The organism is Cloacibacterium normanense (assembly GCF_003860565.1).
GTDB lineage: Bacteria > Bacteroidota > Bacteroidia > Flavobacteriales > Weeksellaceae > Cloacibacterium > Cloacibacterium normanense.
Map to the genome: position 1 here is coordinate 2,332,535 of NZ_CP034157.1, position 19,555 is coordinate 2,352,089.

Annotated in this window: 19 protein-coding genes; 13 read left to right on the forward strand and 6 right to left on the reverse strand. The window is 32.2% G+C overall.

The window, feature by feature from the left end:
- Window positions 1-24 precede the first annotated feature (24 nt).
- Both EB819_RS10690 and EB819_RS10695 read right to left on the reverse strand, forming a co-directional pair.
- Window positions 25-2,142: a hypothetical protein gene (locus EB819_RS10690; protein WP_069797359.1), complete on the reverse strand. Its 2,118-nt coding sequence runs from the start codon at window positions 2,140-2,142 to the stop codon at window positions 25-27.
- Between the two features lie 87 nt (window positions 2,143-2,229).
- Window positions 2,230-3,024 (reverse strand): DUF2797 domain-containing protein, encoded by a 795-nt coding sequence (locus tag EB819_RS10695; protein ID WP_069797361.1) that lies wholly within the window; start codon window positions 3,022-3,024, stop codon window positions 2,230-2,232.
- A 178-nt stretch (window positions 3,025-3,202) separates the two neighbouring features.
- Between EB819_RS10695 and EB819_RS10700 the strand changes: the two genes are divergently transcribed.
- From EB819_RS10700 to msrA, 5 genes are all read left to right on the forward strand, one after another.
- On the forward strand, window positions 3,203-4,228 hold the full coding sequence (locus tag EB819_RS10700; protein ID WP_069797363.1) for a GDP-mannose 4,6-dehydratase: 1,026 nt from the start codon (window positions 3,203-3,205) through the stop codon (window positions 4,226-4,228).
- 120 nt (window positions 4,229-4,348) lie between these two features.
- Window positions 4,349-4,570 (forward strand): DUF2795 domain-containing protein, encoded by a 222-nt coding sequence (locus tag EB819_RS10705; protein ID WP_002662059.1) that lies wholly within the window; start codon window positions 4,349-4,351, stop codon window positions 4,568-4,570.
- A gap of 107 nt (window positions 4,571-4,677) precedes the next feature.
- Window positions 4,678-7,752: a preprotein translocase subunit SecA gene (gene secA, locus EB819_RS10710; RefSeq protein WP_069797365.1), complete on the forward strand. Its 3,075-nt coding sequence runs from the start codon at window positions 4,678-4,680 to the stop codon at window positions 7,750-7,752.
- Between the two features lie 127 nt (window positions 7,753-7,879).
- Window positions 7,880-8,383: a DUF3575 domain-containing protein gene (locus tag EB819_RS10715; protein ID WP_069797367.1), complete on the forward strand. Its 504-nt coding sequence runs from the start codon at window positions 7,880-7,882 to the stop codon at window positions 8,381-8,383.
- Window positions 8,384-8,425: 42 nt separating this feature from the next.
- Window positions 8,426-9,064: a peptide-methionine (S)-S-oxide reductase MsrA gene (msrA, locus tag EB819_RS10720; protein ID WP_069797369.1), complete on the forward strand. Its 639-nt coding sequence runs from the start codon at window positions 8,426-8,428 to the stop codon at window positions 9,062-9,064.
- A gap of 26 nt (window positions 9,065-9,090) precedes the next feature.
- Here msrA and EB819_RS10725 read toward each other — a convergent pair whose 3' ends face one another.
- On the reverse strand, window positions 9,091-10,005 hold the full coding sequence (locus tag EB819_RS10725) for a hypothetical protein (protein WP_124878760.1): 915 nt from the start codon (window positions 10,003-10,005) through the stop codon (window positions 9,091-9,093).
- A gap of 387 nt (window positions 10,006-10,392) precedes the next feature.
- Here EB819_RS10725 and EB819_RS12765 point away from each other — a divergent pair, with 387 nt between their 5' ends.
- From EB819_RS12765 to EB819_RS10740, 4 genes are all read left to right on the forward strand, one after another.
- Window positions 10,393-10,563, forward strand: a complete 171-nt coding sequence (locus tag EB819_RS12765) for a hypothetical protein (protein ID WP_158005946.1) — start codon at window positions 10,393-10,395, stop codon at window positions 10,561-10,563.
- Window positions 10,564-10,623: 60 nt separating this feature from the next.
- On the forward strand, window positions 10,624-12,267 hold the full coding sequence (locus tag EB819_RS10730; protein WP_083250143.1) for a tetratricopeptide repeat-containing sensor histidine kinase: 1,644 nt from the start codon (window positions 10,624-10,626) through the stop codon (window positions 12,265-12,267).
- Between the two features lie 3 nt (window positions 12,268-12,270).
- Window positions 12,271-12,936, forward strand: a complete 666-nt coding sequence (locus EB819_RS10735) for a response regulator (RefSeq protein WP_245993142.1) — start codon at window positions 12,271-12,273, stop codon at window positions 12,934-12,936.
- 135 nt (window positions 12,937-13,071) lie between these two features.
- Complete coding sequence (locus EB819_RS10740; RefSeq protein ID WP_069797375.1) at window positions 13,072-13,284, forward strand: hypothetical protein; 213 nt, start codon at window positions 13,072-13,074, stop codon at window positions 13,282-13,284.
- 318 nt (window positions 13,285-13,602) lie between these two features.
- Here EB819_RS10740 and EB819_RS10745 read toward each other — a convergent pair whose 3' ends face one another.
- The 3 genes from EB819_RS10745 to EB819_RS10755 are packed head-to-tail and all read right to left on the reverse strand — an operon-like array spanning window position 13,603 to window position 15,519.
- Window positions 13,603-14,052, reverse strand: coding sequence for a GNAT family N-acetyltransferase (locus tag EB819_RS10745; RefSeq protein WP_069797377.1), 450 nt, complete (start codon window positions 14,050-14,052; stop codon window positions 13,603-13,605).
- Between the two features lie 33 nt (window positions 14,053-14,085).
- Window positions 14,086-14,706, reverse strand: coding sequence for a ribosome biogenesis GTP-binding protein YihA/YsxC (gene yihA / locus EB819_RS10750; protein ID WP_069797379.1), 621 nt, complete (start codon window positions 14,704-14,706; stop codon window positions 14,086-14,088).
- 51 nt (window positions 14,707-14,757) lie between these two features.
- Entirely contained in the window at window positions 14,758-15,519 is a 762-nt protein-coding gene (locus EB819_RS10755) for an alpha/beta fold hydrolase (protein WP_069797381.1), read from the reverse strand.
- Window positions 15,520-15,764: 245 nt separating this feature from the next.
- On the opposite strand from EB819_RS10755, the gene mraZ reads away from it, so the two are divergent.
- From mraZ to EB819_RS10775, 4 genes are read left to right on the forward strand one after another with little or no spacing between them, the layout of a single operon-like run.
- A complete protein-coding gene (gene mraZ / locus EB819_RS10760) occupies window positions 15,765-16,229 on the forward strand; it encodes a division/cell wall cluster transcriptional repressor MraZ (RefSeq protein ID WP_069797383.1) in 465 nt (154 codons plus the stop codon).
- Window positions 16,230-16,270: 41 nt separating this feature from the next.
- Complete coding sequence (gene rsmH / locus EB819_RS10765) at window positions 16,271-17,164, forward strand: 16S rRNA (cytosine(1402)-N(4))-methyltransferase RsmH (RefSeq protein WP_069797385.1); 894 nt, start codon at window positions 16,271-16,273, stop codon at window positions 17,162-17,164.
- Between the two features lie 20 nt (window positions 17,165-17,184).
- Window positions 17,185-17,553, forward strand: coding sequence for an FtsL-like putative cell division protein (locus EB819_RS10770; RefSeq protein ID WP_069797387.1), 369 nt, complete (start codon window positions 17,185-17,187; stop codon window positions 17,551-17,553).
- Window positions 17,540-19,555: a penicillin-binding transpeptidase domain-containing protein gene (locus tag EB819_RS10775; RefSeq protein WP_069797389.1), complete on the forward strand. Its 2,016-nt coding sequence runs from the start codon at window positions 17,540-17,542 to the stop codon at window positions 19,553-19,555. Before EB819_RS10770 ends, EB819_RS10775 begins: the two co-directional genes overlap by 14 nt.

Below are 19,555 nucleotides of genomic sequence, written 5' to 3' on the forward strand. Positions count from 1 at the left end.
TCAAACCGCAGAAATTTCTGCGGTTTATTTTTTGAATAAATTTTTAAAAAATCCTTTTTCTTTTTTAGGCTTTTCTTTTTGATCTACAGAATTTTGCAAGCCTAAATTTTGCTTTACCTGTTTTACCGTTTTCTCAGTTTTTTCTACATTTTTACCCACCAAAGTTTTCTTCAAACCTTCTTCTACTCCTCTCCAAAGCAAATTAAAAAATGATTTCGTAGGATTTCTAGTGGTGTGAACTACTACATTTTCTGTTTCGGATTTAGAATTGGTTCGGACGATTAAATTTGTAACGGCACTCATCAATTTCTTCTCTTTTTTTGTTTTTTCATCTAAAACTTTCACTTTCACATTTTCATGTTTCATCGTGTAATTTCCAGAAATTTCATTTCTGTTTCCTTTGAAATTAAATCGCAGTTCGTGAATATTCCCTTCTACTTTTTTATGAGAATAGGGCGTAACAAAAGCGTTAATACTTTCGGCTGGTAAATCATTAATTTGCCCTGAAATCGAAAAGTCATCCTGAAGATTTGCCGTATCAAAACTCCAGTTTACTTTCATAGGCGCTACATTCATAAATTGTGTGTGAATTTTAATCGGAACAACCGTTTTTTTGAAACCTTTATTTGAATTAAGATTCTGTGCATTTAAATTAAATTGGCTGAAAGTTAGTTTCCCAGGTTTATTTCCATTCGGTAAATCCTCTTCATAAATTAAATTTGAATTTCTGATGTTCAAATTTTTCACCAAAAGAGGAAATTTTATGGAACGGAGCAATTCACTGTAAAGTTTTTTCCTAGTCAAATCATCTTTAGGACTTTTACTTCTATAAATTTGAACTTGCAAATTGTTAATCAACACATTACCAATATTAATTTTCGGTTGACTATCTTTTAATTTCCAATGAAAATCAGTAATTCTCGTTTGTGCAATTTTCACATTATACCAATCTTTTTCGGTAGAAATTTTGGAAGTAAACTGCGTTTTAGTAAACTTGGGTTGCAAATGTAATCCTCTTAAATCCATAGAATTTTTCTGAAAATCAGCATTCTTAATGAAAAACTGATAGAATTTTCCAGCATCTAAAAAAATATTTCTTCCCGAAATTTGGTAATTTTTATACTGAAAAGGCAATTCGTTTTTGGGATTTTTTTCATCTAAAACCAATTGTTCAAAATGTGCATTCACATTGTCTACGGAAAATTTGTTTTGTCCGTTTTTGATAATATTTGCTTTTCCATTTTCAAAGAAAACATTTTGTAATTCAACAATATAAATAAAAGGTTTATTTTTGTTTTTATTCTGATTTTCAGAAGAATACACCGTTAAATGAGGCTCAGAAAACCGAACTTCAGACAAACTAATCTTGTTCTTTTTCAGCACAATATCTTTGAATTTCATTTTTTGAGAAGAAATATCAAGAAGTGATTTTCTAGGGAATTTTCTTGAAAATTCAGAAAAATTCATCAAAGGTTTCATTGAAAAATCTGTAACAGACATTTGTCCATTTTCTGTATTAATTTCGGCAGCTGAAATGTGATACACTTCATCTGGATAAAAATGAAATGCTTTACTTTTTATAGAATATTGATCAAAAACTATTGGCAATTTACGCGTAACATTTTTCTCTGTAAGTTTCAGATTTTCAACATTTAGACTTAAATTTTCAATTGACAAAAATTTACTTTTATCAAATCTTAAGATTTCAACATTTCCGTCTTTAATGATCAAATTTTTAGTAATCAAAGGTTGCTTATTGTTCTTATGAGCATCTTGATTTTCTGGCAGAATAATCTGAAGATTTGGGCGAAAAAGCTTTACATATTTAGCATTGATTTTCTTATTTAGAATGGCATCATAAATCCCAAGATTTGAAATAAAAAGAGAATCTATAGTTCCGTTAAGCTGTAAAACGTTTTGATTATCTATATGTTTTGGAGTAATTTTAACTTTACTTGCAGAAATATTTCCGCTTACAAATTCTATGTTTAAATTCTGATAATGAATATGATACGGAGATTTATTTTCGATGTACTGCGGCAAATGATGCCGCAACCAATAATGGAAATACAGATTTGCCGAAACCAAAAGCACAGCAAACCCAAAAATAACGGAAAATAGAATTCGTAAAGCTCTCTTCATAGAGCAAAAGTATTTGGTTATTAGCTATTTGGGTTACAAGATTACAGCATTTTCTTGTTTTATTTTAAGTTTTATAATTCAGTTATATTATTGAATATCAAGTTCAATCACATAACCTTCGTGGCTTCTCACATTGATAAAATCTCCTTCATTGAAATACAAATACTGTCCTTTAATTCCTTTTAAAACCCCTTCAAACTCTGGTTTAGAATCTAGTGTGAATGAATTAATTTTCGCAGGTGCTTCATACGGAAAGTCTAAACGCACCATTTCTTGACCATCAATCGCAAAATTTTTAAAATCTTTAGGAAAAAGTTCTGCAATCTTGTTGCGAAAATCCAATAAATCTACATCGCTTTCTCTGTCGTCTTGAAGCATTTTTCTCCAATTGGTTTTATCTGCTATATGTTTTTTGAGCTCTACTTCTATCATTCCCGCTTCATAGCGGTTTTCAGTTTTTGCAATCGGCAAGGCAAAAGTCGCTCCTTGATCAATCCAACGTGTAGGAACTTGACTTTCACGAGTTACCCCAACTTTTACATCACCTGTGTATGCCAAATAAACAATGTGCGGCTGCAATTGTATCTCTTTTTCTATTTCTAAATCACGCTCTTCAATGCCGAGATGCGCTGTAGAAAGTTCTGGCTTCAAAATCGTATCACTTGCATAAGGACTTTCGAAAAAACATTTTTTACAAAATCCCATTCTATAGATTTTTTCATCTTTACCACATTCTACACACTGATAACCAACATGTTTTATGTTGAAATTTTTACCAAATAGCTGATTCATAGAAATTAAATCTCCTGAAAGATTGAGGTAATACTGAATTGGATTTCCGAGAACGGAAGACATTTTAAGAATTTGTCCTTTAAATTGCATTGCGAAAAATTTTGAGTAAAAATAAGGAAAAAGATATTAAATGTTTCGCTGATTTTATTGATTGAGCATATTTATAAGGAATCAGCCTAATTTGCTCAATCTGCACGAAAATTTATTTTATATTTGACCATAATCATTTCCAAATTCTTAAATTTGCTATTCTTTGTAAAACGCACAAATGAATTATTTAGTAACAGGCGGTTCTGGATTTATTGGTTCACATTTGGTAGAACATTTGTTGAAAGATGGACATTTTGTCATTAACGTTGACAATTTTGATGATTTCTATGATTATCAGGTTAAAATCAAAAATACTCTAGAATCGGTTCAACAATCTACTGATTTTGAATTTTCCGATAAAGAAAATGACATTAAAAAACTTGTAAATCAAACTAAATCAGAAAATTACATTCTTTACTATACCGACATTCGTGACAAAGAAGCTTTAGCTCAAATTTTTAAAAATCAGAAAATAGATGTTTTAGTTCATCTTGCAGCTTTGGCTGGAGTTCGTCCTTCTATAGAAAGACCTATAGATTATGAAGAAGTGAATATAAAAGGTACCATGCATCTTTGGGAATTGTGCAAAGAATTTGGCGTAAAGAAAAACGTAATCGCATCATCATCAAGTGTTTATGGCAACAATGAGAAAATTCCCTTTTCTGAAACCGATAATGTAGACAGACCTATTTCGCCTTATGCTGCCACTAAAAAATGTACAGAAATTCTAGGTCATGTTTATCATCATTTATACGGAATAGACATGATTTTCTTGAGATTTTTCACGGTTTTCGGTCCAAGACAAAGACCAGATTTAGCCATTCATAAATTCACAAAATTGATTTCTGAAAACCAAGAAATTCCTTTCTACGGCGATGGTTCTACCGCTAGAGATTATACTTTTATAGAAGACATCATCGATGGCGTGGTAAAATCTGTAAAATATGTAGAAGACCATCATAACATATACGAAACCATCAACTTAGGCGAAAGCGAAGTGGTAAATCTAAACGAAATGGTGACAGGAATAGAGCAAGAACTCGGAAAATCTGCCATCAAAAAAAATCTTCCAATGCAGCCTGGAGATGTAGAAAAAACCAACGCAGATATACAAAAAGCGAAAAACCTCATCAACTATTCCCCAAAAACAAAATACCAAAATGGCATAAAAATTTTTGTGGAATGGTTTTTGAGAAACAGATAAAACAATTATATTAGAACATTATTAAAAATTAAGTTTAGATTTTATAAATCTGTTGAAAATCAGATAGAAAAATTTTGAAATCTCACCTAATTTTATACTTTTGCAAAAAATTTAAATATTATGTATTGGACATTAGAATTAGCTTCATATTTAAGCGACGCACCTTGGCCGATGACTAAAGCAGAGCTTATCGATTATGCTATTAGAACAGGTGCACCAATGGAAGTAGTAGAAAATCTTCAAGCCATTGAAGACGAAGGAGAAATCTATGAAAGCATAGAAGAAGTCTGGAGTGATTATCCTACAGACGAAGACTTCCTCTGGAACGAAGACGAATACTAAAAAATGCAGTCGGCTGTCGGCAATCGGCAATCGGCTTTTTTTTGAATTTTTATAAATTTAACGTTAATATGGCTGAAGCATTATGCTACTAGCCAAAAGCAATTATTATGAGTTTTTTAAATAAAGTTCTTCAAGGATTCTTGGGCGACAAAAACGCTAAAGACCTCAAAGAAATCAAAAAGGTTGTAGACAAAATTAAGAAAGTAGAGCCAGCAATTGCCGAGCTTTCGGATGATGAATTGAGAGCAAAAACTCAAGAATTCAAAGATAAAATTGATGCAGCTACAGAACACATTACCAATCAAGTAGTAGAAGTTCATGAGCAAATTGCAAAATCTTCTGACGTAGACGAAAAAGAAAAACTTTTTGGGCAAATTGAAACGCTGAAAAAGGATTCTTATCAAATTGAAGAAAAAGTTTTAAATGACATTCTTCCAGAAGCTTTTGCGGTTATCAAAGAAACTGCAAGAAGATTGGCTCAAAATGGTGGACTTACTGTTACCGCAACTGAGCATGACCAAGAATTAGCTGCTGCTAAAGATTTTGTAGAAATTAAAGGAGACAAAGCTTTCTGGAAAAATAAATGGGATGCTGCTGGTAAAGAAGTAGTTTGGGACATGGTTCACTATGACACCCAATTTATCGGTGGGGTTGTACTTCACAGTGGTAGAATCGCCGAAATGGCAACTGGAGAAGGTAAAACTTTAGTAGGAACGCTACCTATTTACTTAAATGCACTTCCTGGTCGTGGTGTTCACGTAGTTACGGTAAATGATTATTTGGCAAAAAGAGACTCGGCTTGGATGGGCCCAATTTATCAGTTCCACGGTTTAAGCATCGATTGTATCGATTTGCATCAACCGAATACTGATGCGAGAAGAAAAGCTTATCAAGCAGATATCACTTATGGAACCAATAATGAGTTCGGTTTTGACTATTTAAGAGACAACATGGTTTCTTCGCCTGAAGAATTAGTTCAAGGTGAATTAAATTTTGCAATTGTAGACGAAGTAGACTCAGTATTAATCGATGATGCTAGAACTCCACTCATTATTTCTGGACCAATTCCTCAAGGTGACAGACAAGAATTCGATGTTTTAAAGCCATCTGTAGACAGAATTGTAGCCGTTCAGAAACAAATCGTTTCTAATTTATTAACCGAAGCGAAGAAATTAATCGCAGCAGGTAATAAAACAGACGGTGGTTTTAAACTTTTGCAAGCTTACAGAGGTTTACCTAAAAACAAACACCTCATCAAATTCCTTTCAGAAGAAGGAATAAGAGTGCTTTTACAAAAAACAGAAGGGGAATATATGCAAGACAATAGCAAGAGAATGCGTATTGTAGACAAAGACCTTTATTTTGTAATCGACGAGAAAAATAATCAAATAGACCTTACAGACAAAGGTGTAGAATATATGTCTCAAGGTAACCAAGATTCTAACTTCTTCGTTTTAGAAGACATCGGAACCTTGATTGCTGAATTAGAGGCAAAAAATCTTACTAAAGAAGAAGAATTTGCTCAAAAAGAAGAGCTTTTCAGAAATTATGCTGTAAAATCTGAAAGAATTCACACTTTAAATCAACTATTAAAAGCATATACATTATTTGAAAAAGATGATGAATATGTAGTCATCGACGGTGAAGTAAAAATTGTAGACGAGCAAACTGGACGTATCATGGAAGGAAGACGTTATTCTGACGGACTTCACCAAGCGATTGAAGCTAAAGAAAATGTAAAAATCGAAGCTGCTACTCAAACTTTCGCTACCATTACGTTACAGAACTACTTCAGAATGTATAATAAATTAGCTGGGATGACAGGTACTGCAGAAACGGAAGCAGGAGAATTCTGGCAAATTTATAAATTAGACGTAGTAGTAATTCCTACCAACAGACCTATCATCAGAGACGACAGACAAGATTTAGTTTATAAAACCAACAGAGAAAAATTCAATGCAGTAATTGACGAAATCGAAAGACTTACCGCGGCAGGAAGACCCGTACTCGTTGGTACAACTTCTGTAGAAATATCTCAGTTCTTGTCAAAAGCGCTTCAATTAAGAAAAATTCCGCATAATGTATTGAATGCGAAATTGCACAAAAAAGAAGCAGACATCGTAGCTGAAGCTGGTAGAGCTGGTGTAGTAACCATTGCTACCAACATGGCTGGTCGTGGTACCGATATTAAATTGCAAGGTGATGTAAAAGCAAACGGAGGTTTAGCAATTATAGGTACAGAAAGACACGATTCTAGACGTGTAGACAGACAGTTAAGAGGTAGAGCTGGTAGACAAGGAGACCCAGGAAGTTCGCAATTCTATGTTTCTCTGGAAGATAACTTAATGAGACTTTTCGGTTCTGAAAGAATCGCAAAAATGATGGATAAAATGGGACACAAAGAAGGCGAAGTTATTCAGCACTCTATGATTACCAAATCTATCGAAAGAGCTCAGAAAAAAGTAGAAGAAAACAACTTCGGTATCAGAAAAAGATTGCTAGAATATGATGATGTAATGAACAAACAACGTGATGTAATCTACAAACGTAGAAAAAATGCATTGTTTGGCGACCATTTAAAATATGACATCATTAATACCATTTATGATGTAGCAGCATCTATCGTAAGCAATACAAAAGGAGGCAACCAATTCAAAGAATTTGAATACGAAATCATCAAATTCTTCACGATGGAAGCTCCACTTACTGAAGCTGAATTCAAAGCAAAAACTGAAAGAGAAATCACAGATATCGTTTTCAAAAAAGCAGAAGAAGATTATAAAAACAGATTGGTTTTATTGAAAGAAAACTCTTTCCCAATCATAGAAAATGTGTTCAAACAACAAGGTCACATGTTCAAAAACGTACAAGTACCTTTCTCTGACGGAACCAAAACACTTACCATCGTTACTGATCTTAAGCAAGCTTATGAAACTCAGTGCGAATCTATGATTAATGATTTTGAGAAGAATATCTGTTTAACCATTATAGACGAAAACTGGAAACATCACCTTAAAGAAATGGATGACTTACGTAAATCTTCACAAGGTGCAGTTTATGAGCAAAAAGACCCATTGGTAATTTACAAACAAGAGTCTTTCCATTTGTTCAGCGAAATGATGGATAAAGTAAACAAAGAAATTATTTCTTTCTTATTCAAAGGAGAAATTCCTACTTCTTAAGACTTAAAATCCTTATATTTATAAAAAACCGAAGAAATTCTTCGGATTTTTTTAGTTAAATAATGTTAATCATTAGTCTAGATGATGATAAAAGTAATATTTTTGTTTTAATCAAAATCAATAAAACATGAAAAAACTAACAACTATTTTTGCGCTCGCTATATGCGCTCTTGCGTTCTCTCAATCACAAAAAAATGAAATCAAACTCAATCTTTTAAACTCTATTATTGGTGCTCCTGAAATTACGTACGAAAGATTACTTCAAAACAATCAATCAGTAGGTATTTCTGCAGCAGTTTCTCTTGATTCTAAGGAAAACCTTTATTTCAATTATGGTTTTGCACCTTATTACAGAATTTATTTTGGCAAAAAAGAAAATGCAGGGTTCTTTGTAGAAGCCAATACTTCTCTTACCAATTATCATTACGAGAATTATGATAACAATAATTACCAAATACTTGGTTGGAAAAACGAAACCAATTTTGGTTTTGGAGCAGCCATTGGTTTTAAATTATTGACCAGCAATAATTTAGTTGGCGAAGTTTTTGGCGGTTTAGGAAGAAGATTTAGTGTAAAAAATACAGATGATGCCTTCCCAAGAATTGGCATCTCTATTGGTAAAAGATTTTAACTATTACTGTAATAAAAATAAAAACTTCTTCGTTATTAGTAAATGAAGAAGTTTTTTTTATTTTTGATGAGTATTTTACTGATTTCTTGTAACGGACAAGAAAATAAAGTTTCAAAGAAAAAAAATCTTAAAATGGAAAACAAAAATCTAGAATATGCTACGTTTGGTGGCGGTTGTTTTTGGTGTGTAGAAGCATGTTTTGATATGCTGAAAGGTGTAGAATCTGTAACTTCTGGCTATTCTGGCGGTCATAAAGAAAACCCTACTTACGAAGAAGTTTGCACAGGAGAAACTGGTCATGCAGAAGTGGTACAAATCGCCTTTGATCCTTCTGTCATTTCTTTTTCGCAATTGTTAGAATCTTTTTGGTTCTTGCACGATCCTACCCAATTAAACAGACAAGGTGAAGACATCGGCACACAATACCGTTCAGTAATTTTCTATCATTCTGAAAAACAAAAAGAAGAAGCACAAATATCTATGGAAAATTCAGAAAAATCTGGGAAATGGAACGGAAAATATGTTACTCAAATCGTTCCTTTTGAAAAATTCTGGGGCGCAGAAAAATATCACCAAAACTATTTTGAAATCAATCCTAATCAGCCTTATTGCAGCGCTGTAGTAGGTCCAAAAGTAGCCAAATTCAAAAAACATTTCGGCGAACTTGGGTTATTGAAATAAAAAATAAACCTCAGCGAAAGTTGAGGTTATTTTTTTGCATACTTTTCTAATATATGAGATGTCACTTCTTTGAGTGTCTTACCATTTTCAGGATGTTTACCGTAATGTGTAAAAAATTCTACATGATTATTAGATTTATCATACCAAACTTTTCCTTGTGAATTTTCTTCGGTTAAAGTATCTGGTCTAGTAATTTTTCTCAACAATTTCGCTTCTTCATTTAATCCTAATACCTCAGCTCCTTCAATCTTTTCACCACAAAAAACCTCTACATAAATTTCTCCATTCCAATACATACATTCTTTTTTCCTTTCTAGATTTTTTTCTTCAGGAATAGCCAAAATTTGTTTTGGAACATTTACAAATTGGGCTGGAGTTGGTTCTAGTTTTGATAGATTATTTTTCTGAACAATCACTGAATCTATCTCTTGAATTCTCTTTTCTTCTTTTTCTCCTGAAAAAAAATCACCTTTCTTAAGAATAAATCCTGAGACTAAAAAAATCCCTATTAAACCAAAACTATTACTGTGCTTGGTAATAAATTCCGGCAAAGTAAAAACGGGACTATTGGTAATATTGATGATTATATCCGAAAAACTTTTGGTTTCTTTTACAGATTCTTTTCCATCAATGCTTATTTTGATTTTAGAATTTTTAATTGGATTTTGGCCTGTAAAATCTTTGAAATCTGCATATCCTAAATATGTACTCAAATCATTAAGAATAGTTGTTTTAATTTTATAATCCTCATTATTCTCAACCAAAATTTTATAATAGGTTTCAAATGTCTTATAACTTAATGGGATTCCAAAATCTTCGAGCAATACTAATTCTAAATTTTTCGAAATTCCACTAAATGAACTTTCTGTAGTAGACTTTTTAGCTTTCTCATAAACTTGAAAAACCAATTCTCTTTTTTGTAAAAAAAATTCTGACATCATTCTGGGAAACTTAAATGATTAAAATAAGGCATGAAGATAACTGCTTTTTTACGATAAAAATTATGGTTTTCCGTAAAATCATAAAACTAATTTTTTCCAAAAACTTTCCAAAAACTTTCTAACACCTTCATCATAATTCGTAGTTAATTTGCCTCATAAATCAGTGATTAATAAATCATTACTAAACAAATTTACAAAACTGATTTTAATTAATAGCGAAATGAAACGTTGATTTTTTTGAACTGGGAAGCAAAATTATTCTTCGTTTCTTTTTCGCTAATACTTCCCAAAATTTAAGAAGCGCTTCTTTTCTAAAAACGTGTAACACCACTTGCAATCGGTTTTGCAAGGAAGAACACTATTGTCCATTTTTTTAAAATTATAACAATGTTAGAAATTATTCTTATGCTTTTGGGATTAGCATTTCCTAATAGTGACACCAATACAGTAACCAGTGATGACCCAAACCAAACAACTATAGAAAATACACAGTCAGTAGATGATGGTTCTGGTGGAACAGGAGGAAACGGTGCTCAAAATCCACCTAAAACTCCTTAATTTTTTAAAAGAGCAGATTTTCTGCTCTTTTTTTGTAATTTAGAGTAAAAATTTTTCCCGTTGAAAAAACTAATTCCACTTTTATTTTTAACCATTATATTTTCGTGCACTAAAAACGCTGTAGAATCTGATTCTGCAAAAAATAAAACATATTTAAAAGCCGCAAACTATAGAGATGCAGGCGAAAAAGACTCGGCTTATATTTATTATGCATTAGCAAAAGATGAATTTTTAAAAATTAACGATTCACTTTTCATGGCAAAATGCCTGATTAACATGGCAATTATCCAGACCGATCAAGGTGATCATTTTGGAGGAATAGAAACTTCATTAGAAGCCGAAAAAATGCTGAAAAAAAATGACAGCATCACTAAACAACTGAAATCATCAAATTATAACAACTTGGCATTAGCAAGTGCAAAACAAGAAAACTATAAAAATGCCGAAAAATATTATGATTTAGCTCTTCAAAATTCATCAGAGCCAGAATCTCAATACATTTATTATAATAATATTGCGAATAACTATTTAGATTTAAAAGATTTCGGTAAAGCAAAAGAATTTTACAAAAAAGCCCTAAAAACTGAAGACAGTATTGCATATGCAAGAACATTGAATAATTTTGGGAGATGCTTATTTGCCGAAAATAAAAACATAAATGTTTTAAATTATTTTCTGCAATCTCTCAAAATCAGAGAATCAAAACAAGATTATTGGGGACTGAATTCTAGTTATGCTACTCTCGCTGATTATTACAAAGAAAAAGAGCCTCAAAAAGCACTGTTCTATGCAGGAAAAATGTATAACATCGCTCAAAAAATAGAAAGTCCAGACGATAGATTAGAAGCGCTAGAAAAATTAATCACTTTAGAAAAATCAGACCATTCTAAAAAATATTTTTCCGAATATCAAAAGCTGAATGACAGCTTGCAAACAGCAAGAGCAAAAGCCAGAAACCAATTTGCACTGATTCGCTACGAAACCGAAAAAGCCAAAACCGAAAACATAGAAAAGGAAAATTATATCTTTAGACAAAAAGTAGCGATTGCATTTCTATTTACTGGTTTATTGGTTGGTTTATTTTGGTATTTAAGAAGAAAAAAAAGACTGGAACAAGAAAAAGAAATTGAGGTAAAAAACACTCAAATTAAATATTCTAAAAAAATACATGATGTAGTAGCCAATGGTTTATACCAAACTATGGTAGAAGTAGAAAATCAAGAAGAACTGGACAAAGAAAAACTCCTTGATAAACTCGAAAAAATGTATGAAGAATCAAGAGACATTGCTCATGAAGACCTTAATGAACAATTAGAAAAAGAATTTTCGGTTAAGCTTTTTGAAATGATTTCTTCTTATTCTTCACCTCAGCAAAAAGTTTTAGTCATAGGAAACGAGCAGAATATTTGGCAAAATGTATCTCAGAATATACAATCAGAAATTTTCTATGCGCTTAGAGAACTCATGATTAACATGAAAAAACACAGTCAAGCTACATTGGTTTTGGTAAAATTTGAAAAAATTGAAAATATTTTAAAAATAAAATACACCGATAATGGCCTTGGAATGGGCAATGCAGAAAATAAAAAACTTTCTGGAATCAAAAATACGGAAAACCGTATTGAGAACATTGGCGGAGATATTAATTTTGAAAAAAATCTACAAAAAGGATTACAAGTAAACATGTCTATTCCAATTCATTAAAAAATGATGTTTAATAAAGTACTAATAGCCGAAGACCACGAAATCAGAAATCTAGGAGTCATCAAAACTCTAGAAGAATTGCAAATTACAGATTATGAGTTTGTAAGTTATTGTGATGATGCCGTTTCTAAACTAAAAACTGCCATTTCAGAAGAAAAACCTTATGATTTACTCATTACGGATTTATCTTTTGACACCGATTTCCGTGAGCAAAAATTGAGTTCTGGACAAGAACTCATCGCAGAAGTGAGACAATTGCAACCCAATATTAAAATCATCGCTTTTTCTATTGAGAAAAAACCTTCTATTATTGATGAACTTTTTAAAAAACATCACATCAATGGTTTTGTAAGCAAAGGCAGAAATGATGGGAAAGAACTGAAAAGTGCCATCAAAAAAGTTTTTGAAAACAAAATTGTGATTCCTCAAGAAATCATTAATTCCATCAGAAATAACTCATTTGAATTTACCAATTATGATGTGTATTTGGTAGAACTTTTGGCTAAAGGTTGGCGTCAACAAGAAATAGAAGACCATTTTAAAAACACCAATATAAAACCAGACAGCAGAAGTTCTATAGAAAAGAGATTAAGTGAACTCCGCGAAAGTTTAAGCGCCAAAAACAATACGGAAATGGTGGTGCTTTGTAAAGATTTGGGGATTATTTAAAATGAATTAAATCAACTTATAAAAACTCATTTGGAATAATTTTTGGAAGAGTTTTCCTGTTTTACGGTTTTCCGTAAGGAAATGAATTCACCCTATCGTAAATTTACCAAACAGATAAACTAAAAACCAATGATTATGAATCTTTATAACAAATCTACGCTTAAAACATTGGCAACTTGCAGTTATATTTTATTATTTGCTGCTAATTTCCTTCTGGTAACGGAAATCATTTTATATGTGCTGAAAGTTCAGAAAAATTTTCAAGAAAATATTTTGTATTTCTTTTTTATGAGCCTTATTATCACATTTTTTATGATTAAAATGTATTTAAAATCAGAAGAAATCTAGTCAAATTTCATAAATTTTGTAATATAAAAACAAAAAATAAAACCCAATTACGGAAAACCGTAATGAAACAAATTTTTATCAGTATACATTTGCAGAAGTAATCTTCTTCATACTCGATTTTTAGCAGATGCAAGTATAAAAAATTTTTATTAGACTAATAACTTTTTATATAACAACACACTTGCATCAAGAGTAGAGTAAGTTTTAAACGGGGAATGGTGAGAGAAATCTCACCATTTATTTTTATCAGTACTTTTAAAATTATAGATTTTTTAAATCAAAGAAGAAAACACAAGCGAAAACATGAATGGCGAGAAATTATTTTCTCGCCATTTCTGTATGTGGAATATCATCTTCCAGATATTTTTTCCCAGTGTCTTGAAACCCAAAATCACTGTAAAATTTAATGAGGTAATCTTGTGCAGAAATTCTACATTCAGTGGTGTTAAATCTGGTTTTTATAGCTTCTAAAGCAAATTGGATAAGAGTTTTTCCTAATTTTAAATTTCTAAAATCAGGATGGGTAAGAACTCTTCCGATAGAAGTTTCTGGATATTTTACGCCTTCTGGAAAAATCCTACAATACGCTACTACTTTCCCTTCTTTTTCTGCAAAAAGATGAAGGGCTTTCTGATCATAATCATCTGCGTCTAAGTAATAACAAGTTTGCTCTACCACGAAAACCTCTTGTCTCACTTTCAAAATCTCATACAATTCATGAATTGATAGCTCTTCGAATGATTTTATTTTCCAGATAATGTCTTTCATTTTAATAGAAATCTTTAAGCTTAAAAAAGTTTTTTAGGAGAACTTCACTTTATTTTTAACCAAATAAGCATTGGTTTTTTCAATAAATTTCAGAATTTCATTGCCACCCATTTTCTTTTCGGCAGAAGTAATATAAATATCAGGTAAATCTTCCCAAGTTTCTAGAAGTTTGGTTTTATATACTTCTACATTTCTGTCTGCAGCTCCAGGTTTTAGTTTATCTTGCTTGGTAAAAACAATAGAAAACGGCACCCCATTTTCTCCGCACCATTCCATAAATTCTAAATCTATTTTTTGAGGAGTGTGTCTTATATCAACTAAAACAAAAAGGTTTACCAAATTTTTTCTATTCAGAATATAATTGGTGATGAGTTTTTCAAAATCTTTTCTCAAACTTTTAGAAACCTTAGCATAACCATAGCCAGGCAAATCGGTGAGATACCAATTTTCATTCACCAAAAAATGATTAATCAATTGTGTTTTACCAGGAGTTTGCGAAGTTTTTGCCAAATCTTTATGATTCATAATGGTATTGATTAACGAAGATTTCCCCACGTTACTTCTCCCGATAAAAGCATATTCAGGAATCGTAGGTTCTGGGCATTCTTGCCATTTCCCACTAGATTTTACAAAGTTTACAGTCTTTACTATCATATTCAAAAAATGGAAGCTTTTCAACTTCCATCATTATTTTTCTTCTTAATTCTAAATTTTATCTTTTAACCAGTTGTAAAGAATTTCATTAAACTCTTCTGGCTTTTCCATCATCGCAGCGTGACCGCATTCATCTAACCAGAACAAATCTGAATTAGGAATTTGTCTATCCATTTCTTCTGCTACATCTGGTGGAGTCACTCCGTCTTGTTTCCCCCAAATAATACAAGTTGGTTGTTTTATTTTTTGCAAATCATGCAACATGTTATGTTTAATGGCACTTTTCGCTAAAAGCACTGTTTTAATGCCTTTCATTCTATCATTTACCACTGCGAATACCTCATCTACTAATTCATCTGTAGCTACTTTCGGGTCAAAGAAAACTTCTTCTGTTTTCTTTTTGATATAGTCTCTGTCTCCTCTTCTTGGGAAAGTTTCTCCAAAACTTTTTTCGTACAAACCAGAACTTCCTGTTAAAACTAAAGAATGCACTAACTCTGGATTAGCTAATGTTAGAATAAGGCCAATATGACCACCCATAGAATTCCCCATTAAAGTTACAGGTTGTCCTATTTTATCTTTTATAAATCTTGCCACATATTTTGCGATGCTGGTAAGATTAGTATTCAGCACTGGCAAATCATAAATAGGAAGTTGCGGAACATAAACTTTATAGCCTCTTTCTGAGAAATAAGTAATCATTTTATCAAAATTACTTAAGCCTCCCATCAATCCATGTAGAAGTACCATAGGATGACCTTCTCCGCTTTCTATAAATGTATATTTCTTCTCCTTTTTGGTATTAAAAATCATATAACGTATCTGTCAAACGCAAAAATACAAAAAAAATGGAATTTTGACCGGTTTTTGTTATGTTAATTTCATTTAAAGTATGTCAATTGGGCATACATCTACCCTCATATCACACACATTTATTAACATTTTATTAATCAGCAAGTTAGCTACATAAAGCTCTACAGGTAAAAAGTTATCAACATTAAGTTAAAAAGTGGGAAAAAGTGGGAAATTTTAGAAAATAATAAATAAATTTGCTCCAAATGATTCATTTCTACGAAACATACGAATGCAAGATTGATGACAAAGGCAGAATAAAGCTTCCTTCGTCATTAGTAAAACTACTGCAAAGTTCTGAGGATAAGAACTTTGTAATTAAGCGTGCTGTGTTTCAGAATTGCTTAGAAGTTTACCCGATGCAGCCTTGGGAAAAACTGATGAAAAAGATAAACGGACTTAACCGTTTCGTGAAAAAGAATGCAGATTTCATCAGAATGTTTACCGCCGGTGTAAAAAACGTAGAGCTGGATTCTTCTGAGAGAATTCTTATTCCAAAAGATTTGAAACAATTTGCCAATCTTCATAAAGAAATCGTGATTTCTGGAGCGGGTGAACTGTTTGAAATTTGGGACAAAGAAGCGTATGAAAAAGTAATTGCTACTAACGAAGTTGATTTCGGGAAACTAACCGAAGAAGTGATGGGCGACATCAATTTTGACAAAGAATAATCTTTACACCTCAATTTTTATAATTTTTTAAATCTAATAGAATGTATCACAATCCTGTATTATTAAAGGAAAGTATAGACGCTCTCATCACTAATCCTGATGGAGTTTATGTAGATGTAACTTTCGGTGGAGGTGGTCATTCTCGTGAAATATTAAAAAGACTTTCCAGCAAAGGAAAACTATACAGTTTTGACCAAGATTTAGACGCTCTCAACAACTCTATTGATGATGAGAGATTTACATTAATCAATCAGAATTTTAGATTTTTAGAAAATTCTCTTTTGATGTACGGCGTAACTGAAGTAGACGGAATTTTAGGAGATTTAGGCGTTTCTTCTCATCAATTCGATGCTGCAGAACGTGGCTTTTCCACCAGAAGTGATGCGCCTCTAGACATGAGAATGAACGTGATGCAACATCTAGACGCGAGAAAAGTAGTGAATGAATATGAAGAAGAACATTTGGCCGATATTTTCTACTACTATGGCGAAATAAGAGAAGCCAGAAAACTGGCTAGAGAAATTGTTCATGCTAGGAAATCAAAGGAAATTGTAACCACCGAAGATTTGAAAAAAGTCTTTAGTTATATTCCACAATTTAAGCAGAATAAATTTTTTGCACAGTTGTTCCAAGCGATTAGAATAGAGGTAAACCAAGAGCTAGAAGTTTTAAAAGAAATGCTGCTACAATCTTATAAAATCTTAAAAAAAGAAGGAAGATTAGTCGTAATTTCTTATCATTCTTTAGAAGACAGATTGGTAAAACGTTTCCTAAAAAACGGAATGTTCGAAGGAGAACCAGAACGAGACATTTATGGAAATTATGCTAAAGCTTTTGAATTGTTAAAAAGCAAAGCCATCATTCCAACAGAAGAAGAAATAGAAGAAAATTCCAGAGCAAGAAGCGCAAAAATGCGTATAGGAATAAAAATATAATTAAAAATCAGACAAAGTCTGTGGCAAAAAGAGTAACATATAATAAAAAACCGAAGAAACTTACTTTCATGGATATCATGAAGGGGAATTTCTTAAATCGTGATGAAGTAAAAGTTCATTACAAATATTTTTTACTCATTTTTTCCTTGTTGATGATTATGATTTACAGCAATCACTTGGTCAACAAAAAAATAGAAACCGTAAACCAACTTAAAGAACAGGCAGAAGAATATAAATCTAGAAATGCTTACGCACAGAGCAGGCTGATTAAAGTAAGAATGGAAAGTGAATTGAGCAAAGAAATGGAAGGTGATTCTTTGATGTCTTTAGAAAATCATCCACATAAACTTTTAATAAAAGTAGACAGTTTAGAAAATGGCGATAAATAGTAATGAATATGATATCAAACGCGGTAAAGCGTTAAAATGGGGTTACCTTTTTGCAGGGGTAGCTTTCATCGTATTTATTATGTTTTTGGCGAGAATTCTTTTTCTACAAAATACCAATGTAGAAGAATTTGAAGACAATTATATCAGTAAAAATTACAGAGAAGCCACTTTAAAAGCTGCTCGTGGAAACCTTTTTGCATCAGATGGTTCTATTTTAGCAACTACCGTAATGAGATACGATGCGTATATCGATTTTAAAACCATCAAAGATTCTGTTTACGACAATAATATTGGCGCATTGACTGATTCATTGAGCCAAATGTTTGGCAAACCAAGAGTTCATTACAGAAAAATCTTTGACGAACAAAAAAAGAAAAAAAATCAATATTTTTCATTGGTAAGAGGTTTAGACTTCGACCAATATGACAGAATTAAAAAATTCCCAATTTTCAGTAAAAAAGATAAAAAAACAGGGAAATTTAAGAAAAATAGATGTCTCATTATCGATAGAAAATTCCGAAGAGAACTGGCAACAGCTCAAATTGGTGCTGGAACCATAGGAATGGATAACGAGATTGGAAAATCTGGCCTTGAAGGCGCCTTTTCTAAATATCTTACCGGAACAGATGGCAAAAGATTAGAGCAAAGAATCAATTCATCTCAGTGGAAACCAATTGATTACTGGAAAGTTCAAGACCCAATTGACGGTCAAGACGTATATACTACTATTGATTTAAGAATTCAAGATATTGCCCATTCTGCTTTAGAAAAACAACTGCTACATTTCGAAGCAGATCATGGTTCTGTTCTCGTGATGGAAACCGCTACAGGAAAAGTAAGAGCTATGGTAAACCTTAGAAGAAATGAAGAAGGAAATTATATAGATGCTTACAATTACGCATTGAAAGATGCTACAGAACCAGGCTCTACATTTAAAACGGTTTCGCTTTTAGCTGCAATGGACGATGGCTTCATAGATGAAAATACCAAAATAAACATTGGTGGAATCTCTTGGACTTATTACAGTCAAAAAATTACAGATTCTCACGCAGGTGGAACGTATGACATCAGTGATATTTTAGCACAATCAAGTAACATTGGTGCAGCAAAAATCATTACACAGCATTATGCAGATAAGCCAGATGTTTTCTTAAAGCATCTAAAAAGATGGAAACTTTTTGAAAAATTAGAAATCGAACTTCCAGGTGTTACTAAACCTTCAATTGTAACGCCAGAAAATAAAAGATGGAACAAAGCTACATTGGCTTCTCTAGGATATGGTTATAGTGTGAGCCTCAATTTATTACAGCTCACTACATTCTATAACGGAATTGCCAACAAAGGAAAAATGGTGAAACCGCTTTTCATAGAAAAAATCATGAAAGACGGTAAAACTTCATACGAAGCGGAACCTCAAGTTTTGGTAGACAAAATGGCTTCAACTGAGGCGATCAATCTAATGACTGCGATGCTTACCAAAGCGGTAGAAAAAGGAACCGCAAAAAGTATTTTTACGCCAAACATCAAATTGGCAGGAAAAACTGGAACCGCAAGATTTGAATATTGGAAACCAGGACCTACGAAATATCAGGCGAGTTTTGCAGGATTTTTCCCTGCAGATAATCCTAAATATACTTGTATTGTGATGGTAAACCAACCAAAAACATCAAAAGGATATTATGGTTCAGTAGTTTCGGCGCCAGTTTTTAAAGAAATTGCAGGAAAAGTGTTCCTTAAAACACCACTTAATGTAGAAAAAGAGCTTTTAGTTGATAAAAAGGTGAACCTTAATAAAATGCTAGAACCCAATGTAAAGGTAAACGTGAAAAACGGAGTTCTACCAAATCTAAAAGGTTTAATGGGCAAAAACATTATTCCACAATTAGAAAACCAAGGTTACCGAGTTGATTATAAAGGTGTTGGAAAAATAAAAAATCAGTTCCCGATGGCTGGAACTGTCATTAATAAAAACCAAAGAATTTATTTGGAATTACAGAATTAA